Below are 17,742 nucleotides of genomic sequence, written 5' to 3'. Positions count from 1 at the left end.
GCGTAACTACCTAACTACATCAAGTTGCAGACAGCCGCCGCGAAGGCCACGGGGTCCTCGGGCAAAATGCCCTCGACCAGCAGGGCCTGGTCATAGAGCAGGCCGGAGTACTGCTTGATCTTGTCGGTGTCGCCCGCCTTCTGGGCAGCGACGAGCTTGGCAAAGACCGGGTGCTTGGCGTTGAGCTCGAGCACGCGCTGGCTCTTGGGCATACCGTCGGGCGCGCCCTCGGGACCCTTCTGGAGCACCTTCTCCATCTCGAGCGAAAGCGGGCCCTCGGTGGTGATGCACGCGGGAGCATCGGTCAGGCGCGCAGAGACGGCGACCTTCTCGACCTTGTCGCCGAGCGCCTCCTTCATGGCGCTAAAGAGGTCCTCGTTCTCCTTGGTGGCGTCCTCGGCCTCCTTCTTCTCGTCCTCGGTCGCCAGGTCAAGATCACCGGTCGCGACGTTCTTGAGCTCCAAGTGACGATCCTCGACCTCGGGCTCAGCACCGTCGGCAACGGCCTTCTCGGCAGCCTCGCGGGCAGCATCGTCCTCGTAGATCTTGGGCATATCGGCGGCAACGTACTCACGCATGGCCTGGAACGTGAACTCGTCCACGTCCTGCGTCAACAACAGCACATCGTAGCCGCGATCGAGCACGCCCTTCACGACGGGCATCTTGGCCAGGCGCTCACGCGAATCGCCGGCGGCATAGTAGATGGCCTTCTGGTCCTCGGGCATGCCCTTGGCATACTCGGCCAGGGTAATCATCTTCTGCTCCTTGGCAGACCAGAACAGCAGCAGGTCGGCGAGCTCGTCAGCCTTCATGCCATAGCTCGAGTAGATACCGTACTTAAGGCCGCGGCCAAAGTTCTCAAAGAACTTCTCGTAGGCCTCGCGGTCGTTGTCACGCATATCCTCAAGGTCAGCGGTGATCTTCTTCTCGACACGCTTGGCAATAGCCTTGAGCTGACGGTTCTGCTGCAGCGTCTCACGCGAAATATTGAGCGTCACGTCGGCAGAGTCCACGACACCGCGCACAAAGTTGTAGTAGTCGGGCAGCAGGTCGTCGCACTTCTCCATAATCAGCACGTTGGAGCTGTAGAGCGCCAGACCCTTCTCGTAATCCTTGCTGTACAGATCGAACGGAGCGCGTCCCGGCACAAACAGCAGCGCATCGTACTCAAGCGTACCCTCGGCATGGAAGCTGATGGTGCGCGCGGGATCGTCAAAGTCGTGGAACGTGGACTTGTAGAACTCGTCATAGTCCTTCTGCTCAACGTCGGAGCTGCGCTTTTTCCAGATCGGCGTCATGGAGTTGATGGTCTCGAGCTCCTGGTAGTCCTCGTACTCGGGCTTGTAATCATCCGGCGCGTCCTCGGGCTTGGGTTTCTGGCGGCTCTTGCTCACCATCATCTGAATCGGGTAGCGCACATAGTTGCTGTACTGCTGAATCAGGCTCTTGAGGCCCCATTCGGTCAGGAAGCGATCGTAGGTCTCGGCCTCGCCGTCAGCGTCGAGCTTCTCGTTCTCGCGCAGCGTCAGGATGACATCGGTACCGTGCTCAGCACGCTCGCCGTCCTCGATGGTGTAGCCCTCAAGACCGTCGGACTCCCAAACGTGGGCGGTATCCTCGCCATAAGCGCGGCTGACGACCTTCACGTGGCTGGCAACCATAAAGGCGGAGTAGAAACCCACGCCAAACTGACCGATGATGTCCACATCGGAGCCCTGCTGCTCGGCGTTCTCGGTCTTAAACTCCTCGGAGCCGGAATGAGCGATGGTGCCCAGGTTGCGCTCGAGCTCCTCGGCGGTCATGCCAATGCCGTTATCCGAGATGGTGATGGTACGGGCATCTTTATCAAAGGAGACGCGAATAGCCAGGTCGCCCTGGTCGAGCTTGACGCTCGGGTCCTGCAGGCTCTTAAAGTTGAGCTTGTCGACGGCGTCGCTCGCGTTGGAGATAAGCTCGCGCAGGAAGATTTCCTTATTGGTGTAGATGGAGTTGATCATGAGGTCGAGCAGTTTTTTGCTCTCGGTCTTAAATTGACGCATGTGCAGTCCTTTCGCGCTATCACCGTCCGCAAAAACGGCCCGGTTGCCCGAGCCGCATCGCAGACCTGCTATGTTCAGACTTAGATTTTATAACCCATTAGCGCGCATATATACATACGGAATCGAAAAACTGTATGCCAGAGCGCTCCGATGCGCCAATTGCCAAGGAGTGTCCCCAACTGCCGTCAGAAAAGGTACGTCCCTATCTGTCGCCCAGCAGTTTGGCCATCCAGGCATGGGGCTGGCCTTCGTCCTCATAGTCCACCGGCGCAATCTGTGTGTAGCCCGCCTTGGTGTAGAGCGGCAGCACGTACTCCTGTGCATGCAACTTTATGAGCTTGGCGCCGGCATCGCGCGCAGCAGCTTCGCTGGCTTCGACAATCTTGCTTGCCAGACCGCGACGGCGCATGGTGGACAGCACGGCGACGCGGCCCATAATATAGGTCTCCCCCGCTGCGACGCCTTCGTCCAAGTCGCACGCCGGCGAAACCGGAGCCTCTGCATCTGCCGCGCGCTCCAGTTCCTCGGGAAACGCGCGCGAGCAGCCGGTGAGCTCGCCGTCCACGTACAGCGTCACGTGGATGCAAGTCTGCGCCTCATCGATAGCGTCGAATTCGCTCTCGTAGCCTTGCTCGTCCATAAAGACGGCGCGGCGCACCAGCGCCGCATCCTCAAAGCATCCCGTCTTAATTTGAATATCCATGGTCGCCCCTCCGTTCAAAGCAAACGTTAGGGACAGATTTTAGCGAAAGTGAGCGCCTCGCACGCTAAACTTGGCTCGCGCCTTTGCAAGGTAATCGTAGTGACGAACATTGTGGGCGTCGCTTGCGATAAAGCTGTACAAGCCCTCGTCAAACAGGCGCTGCGCCGGCTTTTTCTCGCGACCAAAGCGCCCGCCGGCAATAAAATCAGCCGAAGCCTGCAGCTTGCAACCCATATCGACCAGACGCTCGGCCACACTCACATCCTTTTGAACAGCGCGATATCGCTCGGGATGAGCGATGATCACCTGGTAGCCGCGGCATTGCAAATCGTAAATCGTACTCTCGTACTCTCTAAACGCATAGGAATCAGCATGCGTCGAAAGCTCAAGCAGGAACTCATTGGTGCCATCGAAATGCAGGTACTCCGCGGCGTCGATGCCCAGCTCGACAAGCTTTCGGTGGTTGACCTCAAAGCCCATCTGAAGCGGAAAACCATCTGCGTTATCCTGCAATAGCTCAAAGGCATCCCACATCTTGTCGTAATCAAAATAGGGATCACGGCAGTGAGGAGTGCAAACGATTCTGGTTACACCGGCCCGCTTGGCAGCCTCGAGCATCGCCAAGCTCTCATCGAGATCGGCGGCGCCGTCGTCTACACCCGGCAAGATATGGCAATGAATGTCACGCATAGGTCGGCCTTAATCAACTAAACGTTTGCCCGGTTGGTGAAGATGCCCTTTTTGGAAGTGCCCTGATCAGCGGAGCCCTTCTTAACCTTCTTACCGTCCTTGGTGTAGTAAGAATAGTAGTACTCGCTGGTCTCGGTCTCACAGTAATTCATGACGGTACCGATGAGCTTGACCTTCTCGGACTTCTTAAGCTGGGCGATAGCGTTGAGCGCCTCTTCGCGCTTGGTGAAGTCTTCGCGCACCACGAACAGCGTGCCGTCGGTCAGGCTGGCAATCTCGGCAGCATCGATGAAGGTGCCGACCGGAGGAGCGTCAAAAATGACATACTGGAACTTGGCAGACAACGCCTTAACCAGCTTGGCAAAACGATGAGACACGATGATGTCGGCAGGATTGGGAATATGCGGCTCGGCATCGAGGAAGTAGAAGTTCTTCTGACCCGTCTCGACAATTGCCTGGTCAATGGAGATCTGCTCGGAAAGGACCGCATAGAGTCCGCCGCGCGAACGAACGCCGAGCATATCGGAAAGGGACCTGCGGCGCATATCGGCCTCGACCAGGAGCACGGACTTGCCGCTCGTGGCGATTGCCTGAGCAAGGTTAATGGCAACCGTTGACTTGCCCTCGTTGGGAATCGAGGAGGTAACGGTGATGGTGCGAATGGGGTCGTCCACGCTCGCAAAGCGGATGTTGGCCAGAAGGGTCTTGGCGGCATTCTGTACAACGAGCTTATCGGTGTTCTTTGCCTTAGCCATGCCTATTTACCACCTTTCATAGCCGGAATTCGGCCAACAACGGGAATACCCAGGAGCTCTTCTGCCTCTTCGGCACCGCGGATGCGGGTATTGAGCATGTCTGCCAAAACGACATAGGCAACTGCGATAAAGATACCGGCGAGGAACGCAACGGCGACGTACAGCGTGCGCTTGGGGCCGCTGGGGGATTCGGGGGTCTTAGCCTTATCGATAACGTTGATGCTCTGAGCGGCACCGACATTCTGGGCGACCGTGCTCACCGAGCTGGCCATGGCCCTTGCCACCTCTGCCGTCTCCTCGGCATCGGTGCCCGTCACCGAAAGCGTGATGACGCGCGTCGTGGTCTCGGAGGAAACGGAAATCTTGTAGTCGTCCAAATCGGCGAGGCCCAGATCCTTGGCAGCACCGCCCTTAACGCTATCGCTATCGAGCAGCGTGGCGATATCGTTGGAAAGCATCTGGCTCGCCGAAAGATCGTTGTAGCTCATCTGACCGCTATCGTCGGTCTTGGCGAGAACGTACATGCTCGTCGTGGCGGTGTAGGTGTTATCCATCATAGCGAAGGAGACGACGCCCATGGCGATCGCGCAGACCACCGGAAGGGCAATGACCAGCTTGAGGTGCTTTTTAAGCAGCTGGAACAGTTCAAGAAGGGTCATGCAGCTTGCCTTTCATTTCCCTAGTTCGTATCGACAAAACTGCTCGTATCATATCGCATCTTTCTGCCAAGTCCGAACTCTATACATAAGATACAGCACATACGGCAATGTTGCGCAATAATAACGCCGCATCGGCAACCCCGGTGCGGCGTCAAAACAACACGTTTGCTGCATTGCTACGCAAATGATTCGTCCTGCTGTACGGGAAACGTCACCGTGATGGTAGTCCCCACACCCAGCTCGCTCGATAGGTCGAGCGAAGCATGGTGATACACGGCGGCATGCTTAACGATGGCCAGACCCAAGCCTGTTCCGCCACGCGCCTTGGAGCGGCTCTTGTCCACACGATAAAAACGCTCGAACACCTTGCCCTGCTCCTCGGGCGCGATGCCGATACCTGTATCGGCAACCGTCAGGTACGGATGGCCCTCATCATTGGTCCCACATCGAAGCGTAACCGTGCCACCGGGCTGGTTATAGCGAATAGCGTTACTGGCCAGGTTATAAATCAGCTCATCGATCAGGCGCGACACACCTTCGATCACCACGGGCTTCGTCTCGTGCCCAATGGTCACATTCGACTGCCGGGCAACCTGCTCAAGACGCTGTTCCACCGTCAAAATGGCGCGAGAGAGCTCGATGGGCTCTGTGGACCCAATAGGCACCGCCTCGCCCTCGGATGCTCGCTCCGCCTCATCCAAGTTGGAAAGCGTGAGGATGTCGTTAACGAGCGCTGCCAGGCGGCCCGCCTCGCGATAGATGCGACCGCCAAAGTTGCGCAGATCGTCCTCGCCCTCAACCATGCCGTTTGCAATAAGCTCGGCGTAGCCCGAAATCGCGGTAAGCGGGGTCTTGAGCTCATGAGTGATATTGGCCGTGAACTCACGACGCATGCGGTCGTTATCGGCCAGCACCGCCATCTGGCGTTTAAGCTCCTGGCGCTGCGACTCAATGCGCTCGAGCATGGGAACCATCTCGGCGTAGGCATGTTCATAGCTACGGCGCGGATGGTCCAAATCGACCTCCTGCAGCGGCGCAATGATGGCACGGGATTCGCGACGCGCAAGGAAAAACGAGAGCACCGCGCCCGCCACCGCGATAAGCAGCATCGGCGCCACCAGCGAAAGCAAAATCGCCGCGACGCCAGGCTGGGCTTGCGCCAAACGAACGACCTGACCGTTATCAAGGGCGACGGCGCGATATAGCATAATCTCGTCGAGCGTGGCGCTCGAGCGCTCCGCGGAGCCCGAACCGCTCTCAAGGGCCTCAACGACCTCGGGGCGATCGCCATGGTTGGGCAACATGGAAGGAGACGCCTCGTTGTCGTAGGCGACCGATCCATCCCTGTTGATCAGCGTGATACGAAGGTCCTCGCGATCGAGGCTTCGCAAAAATGCGATGGGTTCCTTCTGCTCGTTTAAGGCGGCGGCAATAAGCTCGGTTTCTTGCGAAAGGTTGGCACTCGTGGCATCTGCCAAGGTGTTTTGCACAAAGAACGCACCCAACACCGTAAACGCCAAAATGACGGACATTGCGCAGACAAATATCGTCGCAAACACGCGATGCGAGAGCGTGTGTTTTCCCTGAGGGGCAAAGACCACGGGCTACTCCTCCGTTGCGGCGTCCGCAATGCCGGCATCTTCGGTATCGCCACCAGCGGAAGGCTCGGCCAGACGATAGCCCACGCCGCGCACTGTCTCGATAGCGCTGGCACGCTCGCCGAGCTTTTGGCGAAGCGTCTGTACGTGAACGTCGACGGTACGCGAGCCGCCATCGAAGTCCCAGCCCCACACGCTCTGCAGCAGCGACTCGCGAGTAAAGACCACACCGGGTTTGCGCATAAGATACTCGAGCAAATCGAACTCGCGCAAAGTAAGCTTGAGTGGCTCACCGGCAACGGTCACCTCGCGATGGCTGGGCGAAAGCACGATATCGCCCACGCTGAGCACATCACTCACCTGCTTGACCATACCGCCGCGGCGCAGCAGCGCACGGCAACGGCTGGCAAGCTCCATGAGCGAAAACGGCTTAGTCAGATAATCGTCGGCACCGCCATCGAGCGCCATCACCTTATCGAGCTCGGTATCTTTGGCGGTGAGCATCATGATGGGCACCGTCGCCGTCAGGCGGTCGGCGCGCAGGCGACGCATAATTGCCAAACCGTCGGTATCGGGCAGCATGATGTCGAGCAGGACGGCATCGGGTACCCGTCGCGCCACGGCGGCCTTAAACTCGCCATCGCACGAAAAGCCTTCGGCCTCGATTCCCTGCTTGCGCAGTGCATAGACCGTCAAATCCCTGATGTTGTCATCGTCCTCGACGTAATAGATCATGTTGAACCCCTTTGCGGCCGGCATGACCGCATCTTAACCCTAAAGGTACCTTTACTAGATGGTATCAGCCAAAACGTCCCGTTAAATAATCCGCCGTGCGCGGGTCGGTGGGATTTTTGAAGAGCTGAGCGGTGGGTGCGTGCTCCACTAACTCGCCCAGCAAGAAAAACGCGACCGAGTCGGAGATGCGCGCCGCCTGCTGCATATTGTGCGTAACGACCACGAGCGTACAGGTCTCTTTGAGCTCGCAGGCCAGCTGCTCAACCACCAGCGTCGACACGGGATCGAGAGCGCTCGTGGGCTCGTCCATCAGCAGAATATCGGGCTGCACGGCAAGCGCGCGGGCGATGCACAGACGCTGCTGCTGCCCGCCCGAAAGGCCCAGCCCCGACTCCTTGAGTTTGTCCTTGACCTCATCCCATAGCGCAGCGCGACGAAGAGAGTCCTCGACCAACTCATCCAGAACGGCGCGGTCGCGCACGCCCATGCCGCGTGGACCATACGCGACGTTGTCGTAGATGCTCATGGGAAACGGGTTGGGGCGCTGGAACACCATGCCCACGCGCTGGCGCAGGCGGCAGATGTCGTAGTCGCCCAGGATATCCTGGCCGTCGAGCGCGATCTTACCCTCGATGCGGCAGTCCTTGATGTCGTCGTTCATGCGGTTAAAGCAACGCAGCAGCGTCGACTTGCCGCAGCCCGAAGGACCGATAAACGAGGTGATCTGCTTGTCGCGAATCTTGATGGATACGTCCTTGAGCGCGTGGTGGTCGCCATAGAACAGATCGAGGCCCTCGACGTCGATGCGCGTCGACGAGGCGGCAAGATCCTGCGCCGTGGGACGAGTCGCGTCCCCGACTTCGCGCTCGTGCGCAGCCTCGGCTTGCGCCTCCATTAGCTCCTCGAGCTCCGTGGGCTCCATAGCCGCAGCAGCCGTCATACCGCATACCTCCACATCGATATCAATTCAGCAGTATCGATAGTAGAAATCGCGGCTCATATGCACGTGAGCGCATTGTCAGGTGTTTGTAAGGGCGCCTACGCTACGCGGCAGGCAGCTCGATGGTAAAGACGGTATGCTCGGGCGTCGATTCGCACGCGATGGTACCGCCATGCGCGCATACAATCTCCTTGGCGATGGCGAGGCCCAGCCCAGCACCGCCGCGATTGGTCGCACGCGCTGCATCCAGGCGATAAAACTTCTCAAAGATCACCTTGAGCTTAGCCGCGGGAATCGGGTCACCATGGTTAATAAAGCGCACGCGCACGCCGCCGTCATCTTGGCGTCGGGCCTCGATCGTAATGGTCGAGCCTTCGTAACTATAGGCGACGGCGTTTTTCATGATGTTGTTGAACACGCGCGCCATCTTGTCGCCATCCACAAGCACCGTCAGGTCCTCGTGCACATCAATCTGTGCTTCCTTATGCTGTTCGTTGAGAATGGGATAGAACTCATCGGCGACCTGCGCCAGCAACAGGCTCAAGTCGACGTAGCCGCGCGTAAGCACAATATCGTGGAAATCAAAGCGTGTAATGTCGAAGAACTCCTCGACAAGTGCGTCGAGCCGATGTGCCTTGTCAAGCGCCACGCCCGTAAAGTGCGCGCGCTGCTCGACTGGCAGCTCGGGGGCCTCCTGCAACAGGGAGAGGTAGCCCACCACGCTGGCGAGCGGCGTGCGCAAGTCATGCGCCAGGTATGTGACCAAGTCATCCTTGCGATGTGACTCGTCGCGTAGGGCCTGCTGCACCTTACGCTCGCGATCGCGCACGCGGTTGAGCGCACCCTCGACCTCCAGGAAGTCGCCGTCGATGTTATCCCAGGCGTCAGGATGATCGATCAGGCGGTCCTGGATACGGGCCGCAAGCACGCGATCGGCATGCTGTTCCCCTTGCTCGTAGCCTTGGTAATACAGTGCTCGGCCACAAAAGAATAAGACGCACACGGCAAGCGCCAAGACAAAACCAAGCATGTTGAATACAAAGCCGGCGTCAAAGAACACCGGCTCGGCAATGCCGCCAAGCGCCATGGCGCCAATCGCCAGCGTGATTACCCACGCGGCACCGCCAATCACCACGCAACGGCGCACGGTTTCGAATCGATCGATCAGCAAAAACCCGATAAGCAAAACTGCCAAAATGCCAGCGATGTTGTCGATACCGACCAGCAGCAGGCTCAGCAAAAAGAGCAGTACCGTCGCGAGCGCGCGGTTGTCGACGACTGCCCTCACGTATTCAAAGAGTCGATCGGGCACCTCGAACGCCTGTCTATCATCTTTTGTCATATCAAGATCCTCACAAGCGAAAAGCGTTATTCGATGATGTAGCCGACGCCCCAGACGTTTTTGATAAAGCGCGGTTTTTGGGCATCGTCGCCAATCTTTTCGCGCAGGTGGCGAATATGCACCATCACGGTATTGTTGGAGCCGGGCATAAAGTCCTCGTTCCACACCGCGCGGAACAGGTCCTCCACGGGCACTACGCTGCCGCGATGCTCGGCCAGATACAGCAAGATGGAATACTCGATGGGCGTGAGGCGCACCGGCGCACCGTCCACTGTCACGGCACGAGCGTCGCGATTGATCTCGAGACCGTCGAGCTGAATGACCGGAGACTCAGCCACCTGCACTCGGCTACCGTAGCTGGTATAGCGGCGAAGCTGGGCGTGGACGCGCGCAGCAAGCTCCAACGGGCGGAACGGCTTGACCACGTAATCGTCCGCACCGAGCGAAAGGCCCTCAATCTTATCCTGCTGGGCATCACGAGCCGTCAGCATAATCACGGGATAGGTGTGGCTGGCACGAATCGTGCGCAGCAGTTCAAAGCCGTCGATATCAGGCAGCATGACATCGAGCAACGCCAGATCAAACTCTTGCTCCAAGATTGCTTTGGCCGCGTCGGCCCCGCTATAGGCAATCTGAACATCAAAGCCTTCTTTTGTAAGGTAGATACCCACCAGGTCGGCGATGGCCTTCTCGTCGTCGACTACCAAAATGCGCTCGTTCATGCGTGCTCCTCTCGCGCTCCATTATGCCCGAGGGGACGCTCGCCACACACAACAAGCGCGGGCGATTAAGTCGTCCTTAAGCACCCATATGTCCGTTCGGGCACAGATGCAGGCCATGCGCGCGCTCGACGCTCGCCTGCGCCGGCAAACGATATACTCTAGTGCCAGAAGAGACCACCCCGTCGAAAGCGAAATCCGTGAAGCCCTTCACCTCTTTTGCAAAGCGCTCTGCCCAGCTTGCTGCCGGCTTTATCTGTGCCGTCGCCCTTGTTGCCGGCGCGCCAACGGTCGCCGGCGCCCAAGTGCTAACAACTGACGACATTTGCGGCAAAACCGCCGATGCACGCGGTATTACGGCCGAAAACCTCCCCGATATCGAGGCAACCAATGCCGTTGTCATGGGGAAAGACGGCACCGTCTACTACGCCCGCAGCGCCGATGATCAGGTCAAGATTGCCTCGATCACCAAGGTGATGACCGCGATCCTGACCGTTGAGAACTGCAAAATGGACGAGAAGATCACGGTGAGCAATGCTGCCGCCACCGTAGGCAACTCGACCGCCGGCCTGCTCGAAGGCGACGAGCTCACCGCGGAGCAAGCTCTGCGCGGCCTGATGATCCCCTCGGGCAACGATGCCGCCATCGCGCTTGCCGAGCACGTGGGCAAAAAGATCGACCCCAAGACCAAGGACGCCGTGGCCACCTTTGTAAAGGCCATGAACGAGCGCGCTAAAGAGCTCGGCTGCACGGGAACGCTTTTTGAAAATCCGCACGGTCTGGACTTTGATGAGTGGGCCGGCGACATGCATTCGACCGCGCACGATGCGGCCCTGATGATGCAGGAAGCAATGAAGAGCGATACGTTCCGCGAGATCGTGGCGAGCGATGATTCCTGGATTGAGGTTACAGGCGCCGACGGCTCCGACCACTCACATTCCATGGATACGCACAACGAGCTGCTGGGGCAGGACGGCAATATCGGCGGCAAGACCGGCACTACCGACGATGCCGGCTACTGCTTTACGGCAGCCTACGACCGCGATGGCGACGAGACCTATACCGTCGTTTTGAACTCAAGTACCAACGACCAGCGCTTTGCCGACACGGCCGCCCTTGCCAACTGGTACTACGGCCACAAGGTGACGGTTGCGATCGCCAACACGCAGGAAAAGACCGCCAACGGCAATCCGCTCATCGCGCGCATAAGCCAGACCGACTGGACGGACAAGACGATCGACGCCACACTCGCCGATCCCGCAGCTCAGGCGACCGTCTTTTCGCTTGCTGGAGAGGTAACCGAAAAGGTTACCTACGATGACCTTTCGGGCACGGTGCATGTGGGCGACAAAGTGGGCAGCCTCACGCTCAAACAAGACGGTATCAAGGTCGTTGTCACAGATTTGGTTGCCGACGAAGAAGGCTCGGGGCCGAATCCCATTGAGTGGCTCCTTGTGAAGCTCGACCGCCTGGGCCGCCGCATCGACAATCGCCCGCTTACGGCAGAAAGCGAAACCGTAGCCAAGGCACCCGAGATGTAGGGTCGAAGGACAATACGCTCGCCGAAAGGAGGCATCCGAAAGGATGCCTCCTTTTTTGAGGGTTCGAATCCCCAGCGCCCTTTCTCGATAATAAAAAAAGGGCCCCAAATGGGACCCTTCTTTCAATTCATACTGGCGGAGAGCTGGGGATTCGAACCCCAGATGCCCTTTTGGGGCATACTCGCTTAGCAGGCGAGCACCTTCGGCCTCTCGGTCAGCTCTCCGTAACAGCCGTTCTATAGTAACCAAACAGCCGAAGTTGAGCAAGAGGGAATTTTCTAATTGCCTAGAGGCCTTTCCTCCTTGCAGTTTTCGCCCCTACCCCAACGAGCGGTTGAGGGAGCCAAGTTCGTCGTTGCCCATGGTGCGCCACATTTGGAAGATGCAGACGCGCGCCAGGAAAAAGAAGCCGTTATCGACCAACTGCACAGCAGCATCCGCCAGCTGGTTGGTCACGGCGGGCACGGGAGGCAGCTCGAGCCCGGCTTTACGGATGGTCTCAACCGCATCCTCGAACGTCGGCGGCTCATTGACGCCCATCTCGTTCATAAGGCCCTGCATTTCCTCCAGCGCGCTGCTACCCGACTCCTCGCCGCGCGGCACGAGGCAGTAGCACGCCAACGCGAGCTCGAGCTGGTCGCAGTTCCAATAGGCAAACGCCAGACGATAGAACAGATAACCGATTGCGGAACGGTCACTGGCAATGCGCAGGCCGTGGCGCGCCACCTCGATAATCTCGTCAAAGCGCTCCAGGCGCGCCAGCACGTTGATGAGCGCAAAGTGCGACTGCATGGACGAGCGAGCCAGATCGTAAAGACGACGCACCTCGGGCAATGCCCGTTCAAAATCCTCCTGCTCGGCGTAATAACTGCAGATCTCGTGCTGGGCAAAGTACAGCGCATCGGGAGCACGCAAAATACGAACGGAGCGGTCTTCCTCCATTACCGGCAGCACCATGCGTACCAGCTGGTTGTCGCAAAACTGCGTCTGGACCGGACCCGTTGCCAAAAGCTCGGCAACGGCGCACTTAGCCTCCAACTCCTCAACAAGACGGGAGAAGCCCTCAAACGCGCTTGCACGGTCAACTTTTGCCTGCTCGCGCAACTCAACGACGCGCGCCACATACGGGTCATCGTCCATCTCCATGACCTCGAGCTCATCAGCCGTATCGGCAAGCAGCAGGTCGCGCAACGCCGGCGGCAGCGAACGGTGGTCGTCACGCGGGCGAGCGTGAACCTCTGCAGGCTCAATCGCATCCGGCGCGTCCGACTCATATGCCTCAAGCATGCGCTTGCACGGCATATCGTCCATATCCATGCTCTCAAGATCCTTGGCGACAGGCACGCAATTGGCCAGATAGGCCGCACGCCCAAAGGAATATGTTGCAATGACGCGCTCGCCCTGCTCGCCGTCGGGAGCCGCAATCTGAACATAGCAGCGCGCAATGCAGGCACCTGCGGCAAAGCAAGCCGCTGCCAGCGTAAGCGCCACGCGCGCGTCGTGCTCCGCGGCCCAAATCGCACGCGCACTCTCGTCCAACTCGCGCCAAACATCATCCTGGGCGTCGTATTCACGTTGTGGCATGGCATCCACGACAGAGTGCCCAAACCGAACGAGCATAATCCCCTCGGCAACGTTTGCCCGATAGGTATAGTCGAGCCGTGTGACCACGTTAAGTGCCTCGACAATACGCGCGAAGCGGCTGCGCACATCCCACTCACCGCCCGGCTGGCAAGCCACCGTTCCCGGTTTGCCCCACGGGTTGTCGCTCGAGGCCGTATCGAGCAGTCGGGGAACATCGTTGGTCGTCTTGGCGATATGCCACGCGTCAAAGAGCGCGCAGCCCTCAAGGCTCGGCGAGGATGCCGCCGGGACCAATCCGGCCCCGATGCGTTCAAGGATGCCAGAGAGGCGATTGAGACGGCACTCGATGGCAAGCAGCATGTCAATCTCGTCCTGGTCCAGCAGGCTGCGATCAAAATTGAGATAGAACAGCTTTGAGCGGTCGATGCGCGCTAGGCTCATTTCGGACTTGGCAGCAATGGTGCGCAGGCGGGGTAAGTCGATCTCGCTCATAAGGGCGGCGGCATAGCGCTCGATACCGCTCGGATTCTCGGCATGGTCAACACGGTAAAGCAGCGTCTCGATAGCATCGGGGAGCGGTGCCGTGTCAAAGCCCAAAAACACCTCGACCGGCTCGGGCAACTTTACGAGTTTGATCTTGTCGACAACGTTTTGCATGTCTGCATCGAGACCGTCGACGCCCGCCGTGTTCGCAAGAGCGCTTTCGGAGTTGGCAAATATCACGTAGCGCAAGAACATCGAGGCCATGAACTCGCCGAAAGGAAGGGCGCGGGTCGAATTCCATGTCTCGTGGTCGGACTGCTCGCGCATGGGGCCTTCGGGAGAGCCGGCAGTTCGCGCACACGCGCGCATTGCACCGTTAGCTTCCCTCACCATAATCTCGCCAATACTGGAATCGGACTCGTGAAGAACCAGCTCCATGTCAGGGTCCTCGGGCAACGGTACTTCCCGAACAGGACGATCAACCTTATAAACCTTGCCCGACACGCTCACGTAGCCCAAGAGCGATATGTGAGTTTTGCCGACGAATTCGACGACATAGCACGACTCTTTGGGGTCCTCGCCAAAGACTTTCCAGACAACACCATATGAGCGCCCCGCAGGCTGCTCTGGCATCGATGGAAAACGCTTTTTGGGGTCGAGAAACCTGAGCTTGTATGTCGGACGCTCTGCCACGAAATATCACCCTGATCAGTCGTTGAAAGAAGGAGTGGTCGCGGATGGGCCGCGACACCTACTCGGAATCTTACACGAGTCGATAAGAAATAGTCCGCTTCACGCTCGCGCCTCGACCGAGGTTCGAATCCATGGGATGCCGCCATAAAAGAAAAGCCCCCGTTGCCGGAGGCTTCAAGCTCAAATGGTGCGGCGTATAGGATTCCGCGCATCCGCTTCGCGGATCCGCGCCGGCTTCGCCCGCCTGCCGGCGTGCTCGCCCGCTCGCTACGGACGCTCCGCGTCCGCTTTACGCTCGCGCCTCGACCGAGGTTCGAATCCATGGGATGCCGGCGTAAAAGAAAAGCCTCCGTTGCCGGAGGCTTCAAGTTCAATTGGTGCGGCGTATAGGATTCGAACCTATGACGTTCTGATTCGTAGTCAGACCCTCTATCCAGCTGAGGTAACGCCGCGACTTGTTGATTATTATGCACATGGACTGAATAATGGTCAAGCGTTTTTTCAAAAAAAGTTATCGAATTTGATTTTTACTCATTTGGAGCACTTGGCGCGATCCTCGACGTATCGCGATATAAGAAAAGCCCCCGTTGCCGGGAGCTTCAAGATCAATTGGTGCGGCGTATAGGACTCCGCGCATCCGCTGCGCGGATCCGCGCCGGCTTCGCCCGCCTGCCGGCGTGCTCGCCCGCTCGCTGAAAACGCTCCGCGTTTTCTTGACGCTCGCGTCTCGACCGAGGTTCGAATCTCCGCAATGCTCCCATATAAGAAAAGCCCCCGTTGCCGGGAGCTTTAAAGTCAATTGGTGCGGCGTATAGGATTCGAACCTATGACGTTCTGATTCGTAGTCAGACCCTCTATCCAGCTGAGGTAACGCCGCAACGCACGGATTATTATGCACGCGAGCCCCCGATGGGTCAAGCGACAATTTGAAAAAATTTTACGGAGTGGTGATTGGGCTGTTCACACCCCGACCGAGGTTCGAATCCATGCATGGTTGCCATAAAAGAAAAGCCCCCGTTGCCGGAGGCTTTAAGTTCGATTGGTGCGGCGTATAGGATTCCGCGCATCCGCTGCGCGGATCCGCGCCGGCTTCGCCCGCCTGCCGGTGTGCTCGCCCGCTCGCTGAAAACGCTCCGCGTTTTCTTGACGCGCGCGCCTCGACCGAGGTTCGAATCCATGCGGTGTTGCCATAAAAGAAAAGCCCCCGTTGCCGGAGGCTTCAAGTTCGATTGGTGCGGCGTATAGGATTCGAACCTATGACGTTCTGATTCGTAGTCAGACCCTCTATCCAGCTGAGGTAACGCCGCAGCGCAAGACATATAAAACCACTTTAGTTCGTTAGAGTCAAGCAAAATCTCAAACTTTTTTCGCGCGAGCCACAATTTGTTACGCTGCGCCACGAGCATCAGCGCTTTTCGTGCGATCGATTGGCTTTTCGATCACATCGAACCCGGCGCCAAGCTCCCCCAGAAGCGACCGCACCCGTTGGGCACAGTCGTAGTCAGCAAACGAGATGCTCAGCATTCGGGCCACCTGATTAGAAGTTCCAACACCATAGAAGTGCTCAAGGACAACAAGCGCCTCATGCGCCACAAACGTCTCGACCACATGCGGCGACTCCTCATAGCACCATTGCGTCAATGGCCCCTCACTCGTCTGCCGAACCACCAAGCCACCCATACCCGACGGCTCGCACGTTACCAGCAGGTGCTCCCCGCCCTCATCGCTCTGGAACAAAACAACCCGCTCGTCGAACAGCTCCATCACATCCCCTTTCTCTTGCTCTTAGCTAGCAAAAGCATAGCAGGTAAATGGCTGTATACAGAACGTTTGTTCGTGTGTTTTCTATCGAGCTGTCCGCACGGCATGGTATAGCCGTACACAAAAAGGGCGCCCCTAAAAGGAGCGCCCTCGCAAATCGCCTATGCAGCTAGCTTACGCGACCGGCTCGATCTTCTCGAGGCCGCCCATGTAGGGACGCAGAACCTCGGGGATCGTGATGGTGCCGTCGGCGTTCTGGTAGTTCTCCAGAATGGCGGCCATGGTGCGGCCAGCCGGCAGGCCGGAACCGTTGAGGGTGTGCAGGTAGCGCGAGCCCTTGAAGTTCTCGGGGTCGCGATACTTGATGTTGGCGCGACGGGCCTGGAAATCGCCGCAGTTAGAGCAGGAGCTGATCTCTTTGTAGGCGTTGTAGCTCGGCAGCCAGACCTCGATGTCGTAGGTCTGACGGGCAGAGAAGCCCAGGTCGCCGGTGCACAGGCTAATCACGCGATACGGAAGGCCCAGCTGCTGAAGCAGGAACTCGGCCTCGGCGGTCATGCTCTCGAGCTCCTCGTCGGACTCCTCCGGCTTGGCAAACTTGACCATCTCGACCTTGTCGAACTCGTGCTGGCGGATGATACCGCGGGTGTCGCGACCAGCGGAGCCGGCCTCCTCGCGGAAGCAGGGGGTGAAGGCGGTGTAGCGGCGCGGCAGGGTATCAGCATCGAGAACCTCGCCGGCGTGCAGGTTGGTAAGCACGACCTCGGCGGTGGGGATCAGGAAGTTGTCGCCCGAGACGTGATAGGCGTCGTCCTCGAACTTGGGCAGCTGACCCGTGCCAAACATGGTCTGACGCTTGACGACGATGGGCGGCCACCACTCCTTAAAGCCACGGCTGGTGTGCGTGTCAAGGAAGAAGTTGATGAGGGCGCGCTCAAGACGGGCGCCGGCGCCACCGAGAACGGTAAAGCGGCTGCCGGAGAGCTTGTTGCCGCGCTCGAAATCGAGGATGTCGAGGTCGGTGCCCAGGTCCCAGTGCGGCTTAAAGTCGAAGTCGAACTCGCGCGGGGTGCCCCAACGACGGCGCTCGATGTTCTCGTCCTCGTCCTTGCCGTACGGCGTGGCCTCGCAAGGGATGTTGGGAAGGTGAGCCATAAAGTCGTACTGCTCCTGCTCGAGAGCGGTGCGGCGCTCGGCCAGACCGTCAATCTTCTCGTTGACGGCGCGCACGGCCTCCTTGGCGGCCTCGGCCTCGTCCTTCTTGCCCTCCTTCATCAGGGCGCCGATCTTCTTGGACTCGGCATTACGCGTGGCCTGGAGCTCCTCGACCTCGGTGATGACGGCACGGCGCTCGTCGTCGAGCTCGAAGAACTTCTCTCGATCCCAAGACGTCTGGCGGTTGGCCATGGCGGTATCGATGGCATCGGGGTTCTCGCGAACAAACTTGATATCAAGCATTAGATCCTCCGGCGATATACATTCCATTTAGGTTGCAACCTT

14 protein-coding genes and 4 tRNA genes are annotated in these 17,742 nt (G+C 58.6%); 1 reads left to right on the top strand and 17 read right to left on the bottom strand.

From position 1 onward, the window contains the following. Positions 1-14 precede the first annotated feature (14 nt). The 10 genes from htpG to DW823_RS05220 all read right to left on the bottom strand — a co-directional run bounded on the left by htpG (position 15) and on the right by DW823_RS05220 (position 10,183). Entirely contained in the window at positions 15-2,039 is a 2,025-nt protein-coding gene (gene htpG, locus DW823_RS05265) for a molecular chaperone HtpG (RefSeq protein ID WP_118080848.1), read from the bottom strand. 202 nt (positions 2,040-2,241) lie between these two features. Then, the gene (locus DW823_RS05260) at positions 2,242-2,742 is read right to left on the bottom strand and encodes a GNAT family N-acetyltransferase (protein ID WP_118080846.1); all 501 of its coding nucleotides are present in this window, start codon (positions 2,740-2,742) and stop codon (positions 2,242-2,244) included. Between the two features lie 39 nt (positions 2,743-2,781). Further along, positions 2,782-3,432 (bottom strand): tyrosine-protein phosphatase, encoded by a 651-nt coding sequence (locus DW823_RS05255; protein ID WP_118080844.1) that lies wholly within the window; start codon positions 3,430-3,432, stop codon positions 2,782-2,784. Between the two features lie 17 nt (positions 3,433-3,449). Continuing rightward, a complete protein-coding gene (locus DW823_RS05250; RefSeq protein WP_118080842.1) occupies positions 3,450-4,187 on the bottom strand; it encodes a CpsD/CapB family tyrosine-protein kinase in 738 nt (245 codons plus the stop codon). 2 nt (positions 4,188-4,189) lie between these two features. Continuing rightward, on the bottom strand, positions 4,190-4,846 hold the full coding sequence (locus DW823_RS05245) for a YveK family protein (protein ID WP_118080840.1): 657 nt from the start codon (positions 4,844-4,846) through the stop codon (positions 4,190-4,192). A gap of 176 nt (positions 4,847-5,022) precedes the next feature. After that, positions 5,023-6,447 (bottom strand): ATP-binding protein, encoded by a 1,425-nt coding sequence (locus DW823_RS05240; protein WP_118080838.1) that lies wholly within the window; start codon positions 6,445-6,447, stop codon positions 5,023-5,025. 3 nt (positions 6,448-6,450) lie between these two features. Continuing rightward, positions 6,451-7,179, bottom strand: coding sequence for a response regulator transcription factor (locus DW823_RS05235; protein WP_118080836.1), 729 nt, complete (start codon positions 7,177-7,179; stop codon positions 6,451-6,453). A 64-nt stretch (positions 7,180-7,243) separates the two neighbouring features. Next, positions 7,244-8,119: a phosphate ABC transporter ATP-binding protein PstB gene (pstB, locus tag DW823_RS05230; protein ID WP_118080834.1), complete on the bottom strand. Its 876-nt coding sequence runs from the start codon at positions 8,117-8,119 to the stop codon at positions 7,244-7,246. A 103-nt stretch (positions 8,120-8,222) separates the two neighbouring features. Next, positions 8,223-9,461 (bottom strand): sensor histidine kinase KdpD, encoded by a 1,239-nt coding sequence (locus tag DW823_RS05225; RefSeq protein WP_118080832.1) that lies wholly within the window; start codon positions 9,459-9,461, stop codon positions 8,223-8,225. Positions 9,462-9,487: 26 nt separating this feature from the next. Next, on the bottom strand, positions 9,488-10,183 hold the full coding sequence (locus tag DW823_RS05220; protein WP_118080830.1) for a response regulator transcription factor: 696 nt from the start codon (positions 10,181-10,183) through the stop codon (positions 9,488-9,490). 197 nt (positions 10,184-10,380) lie between these two features. On the opposite strand from DW823_RS05220, the gene DW823_RS05215 reads away from it, so the two are divergent. Further along, on the top strand, positions 10,381-11,721 hold the full coding sequence (locus DW823_RS05215) for a D-alanyl-D-alanine carboxypeptidase family protein (RefSeq protein ID WP_118080828.1): 1,341 nt from the start codon (positions 10,381-10,383) through the stop codon (positions 11,719-11,721). Between the two features lie 133 nt (positions 11,722-11,854). Here the strand turns inward: DW823_RS05215 and DW823_RS05210 are convergent. The 7 genes from DW823_RS05210 to serS all read right to left on the bottom strand — a co-directional run bounded on the left by DW823_RS05210 (position 11,855) and on the right by serS (position 17,700). Then, positions 11,855-11,945: transfer RNA gene (locus DW823_RS05210), tRNA-Ser, on the bottom strand. A 94-nt stretch (positions 11,946-12,039) separates the two neighbouring features. Then, entirely contained in the window at positions 12,040-14,481 is a 2,442-nt protein-coding gene (locus tag DW823_RS05205) for a lipopolysaccharide assembly protein LapB (protein ID WP_147350658.1), read from the bottom strand. 375 nt (positions 14,482-14,856) lie between these two features. Then, positions 14,857-14,933: transfer RNA gene (locus DW823_RS05200), tRNA-Arg, on the bottom strand. A gap of 348 nt (positions 14,934-15,281) precedes the next feature. Next, positions 15,282-15,358 (bottom strand) — tRNA-Arg (locus tag DW823_RS05195). A 353-nt stretch (positions 15,359-15,711) separates the two neighbouring features. Next, positions 15,712-15,788: transfer RNA gene (locus DW823_RS05190), tRNA-Arg, on the bottom strand. Positions 15,789-15,867: 79 nt separating this feature from the next. Next, positions 15,868-16,245, bottom strand: coding sequence for a hypothetical protein (locus tag DW823_RS05185; RefSeq protein ID WP_118080824.1), 378 nt, complete (start codon positions 16,243-16,245; stop codon positions 15,868-15,870). A gap of 171 nt (positions 16,246-16,416) precedes the next feature. After that, on the bottom strand, positions 16,417-17,700 hold the full coding sequence (gene serS / locus DW823_RS05180; protein ID WP_118080822.1) for a serine--tRNA ligase: 1,284 nt from the start codon (positions 17,698-17,700) through the stop codon (positions 16,417-16,419). Positions 17,701-17,742 lie beyond the last annotated feature (42 nt).

The organism is Collinsella sp. AM34-10 (assembly GCF_003469185.1).
GTDB lineage: Bacteria > Actinomycetota > Coriobacteriia > Coriobacteriales > Coriobacteriaceae > Collinsella.
This window is presented reverse-complemented; position numbering and strand designations above follow the sequence as displayed.

Bases quoted from the DNA above. Each gene is read 5' to 3' on its own strand.
- htpG (WP_118080848.1), bottom strand. From the start codon at position 2,039: ATGCGTCAATTTAAGACCGAGAGCAAAAAACTGCTCGACCTCATGATC.
- DW823_RS05260 (WP_118080846.1), bottom strand. From the start codon at position 2,742: ATGGATATTCAAATTAAGACGGGATGCTTTGAGGATGCGGCGCTGGTG.
- DW823_RS05255 (WP_118080844.1), bottom strand. From the start codon at position 3,432: ATGCGTGACATTCATTGCCATATCTTGCCGGGTGTAGACGACGGCGCC.
- DW823_RS05250 (WP_118080842.1), bottom strand. From the start codon at position 4,187: ATGGCTAAGGCAAAGAACACCGATAAGCTCGTTGTACAGAATGCCGCC.
- DW823_RS05245 (WP_118080840.1), bottom strand. From the start codon at position 4,846: ATGACCCTTCTTGAACTGTTCCAGCTGCTTAAAAAGCACCTCAAGCTG.
- DW823_RS05235 (WP_118080836.1), bottom strand. From the start codon at position 7,179: ATGATCTATTACGTCGAGGACGATGACAACATCAGGGATTTGACGGTC.
- pstB (WP_118080834.1), bottom strand. From the start codon at position 8,119: ATGACGGCTGCTGCGGCTATGGAGCCCACGGAGCTCGAGGAGCTAATG.
- DW823_RS05225 (WP_118080832.1), bottom strand. From the start codon at position 9,461: ATGACAAAAGATGATAGACAGGCGTTCGAGGTGCCCGATCGACTCTTT.
- DW823_RS05220 (WP_118080830.1), bottom strand. From the start codon at position 10,183: ATGAACGAGCGCATTTTGGTAGTCGACGACGAGAAGGCCATCGCCGAC.
- DW823_RS05185 (WP_118080824.1), bottom strand. From the start codon at position 16,245: ATGGAGCTGTTCGACGAGCGGGTTGTTTTGTTCCAGAGCGATGAGGGC.
- serS (WP_118080822.1), bottom strand. From the start codon at position 17,700: ATGCTTGATATCAAGTTTGTTCGCGAGAACCCCGATGCCATCGATACC.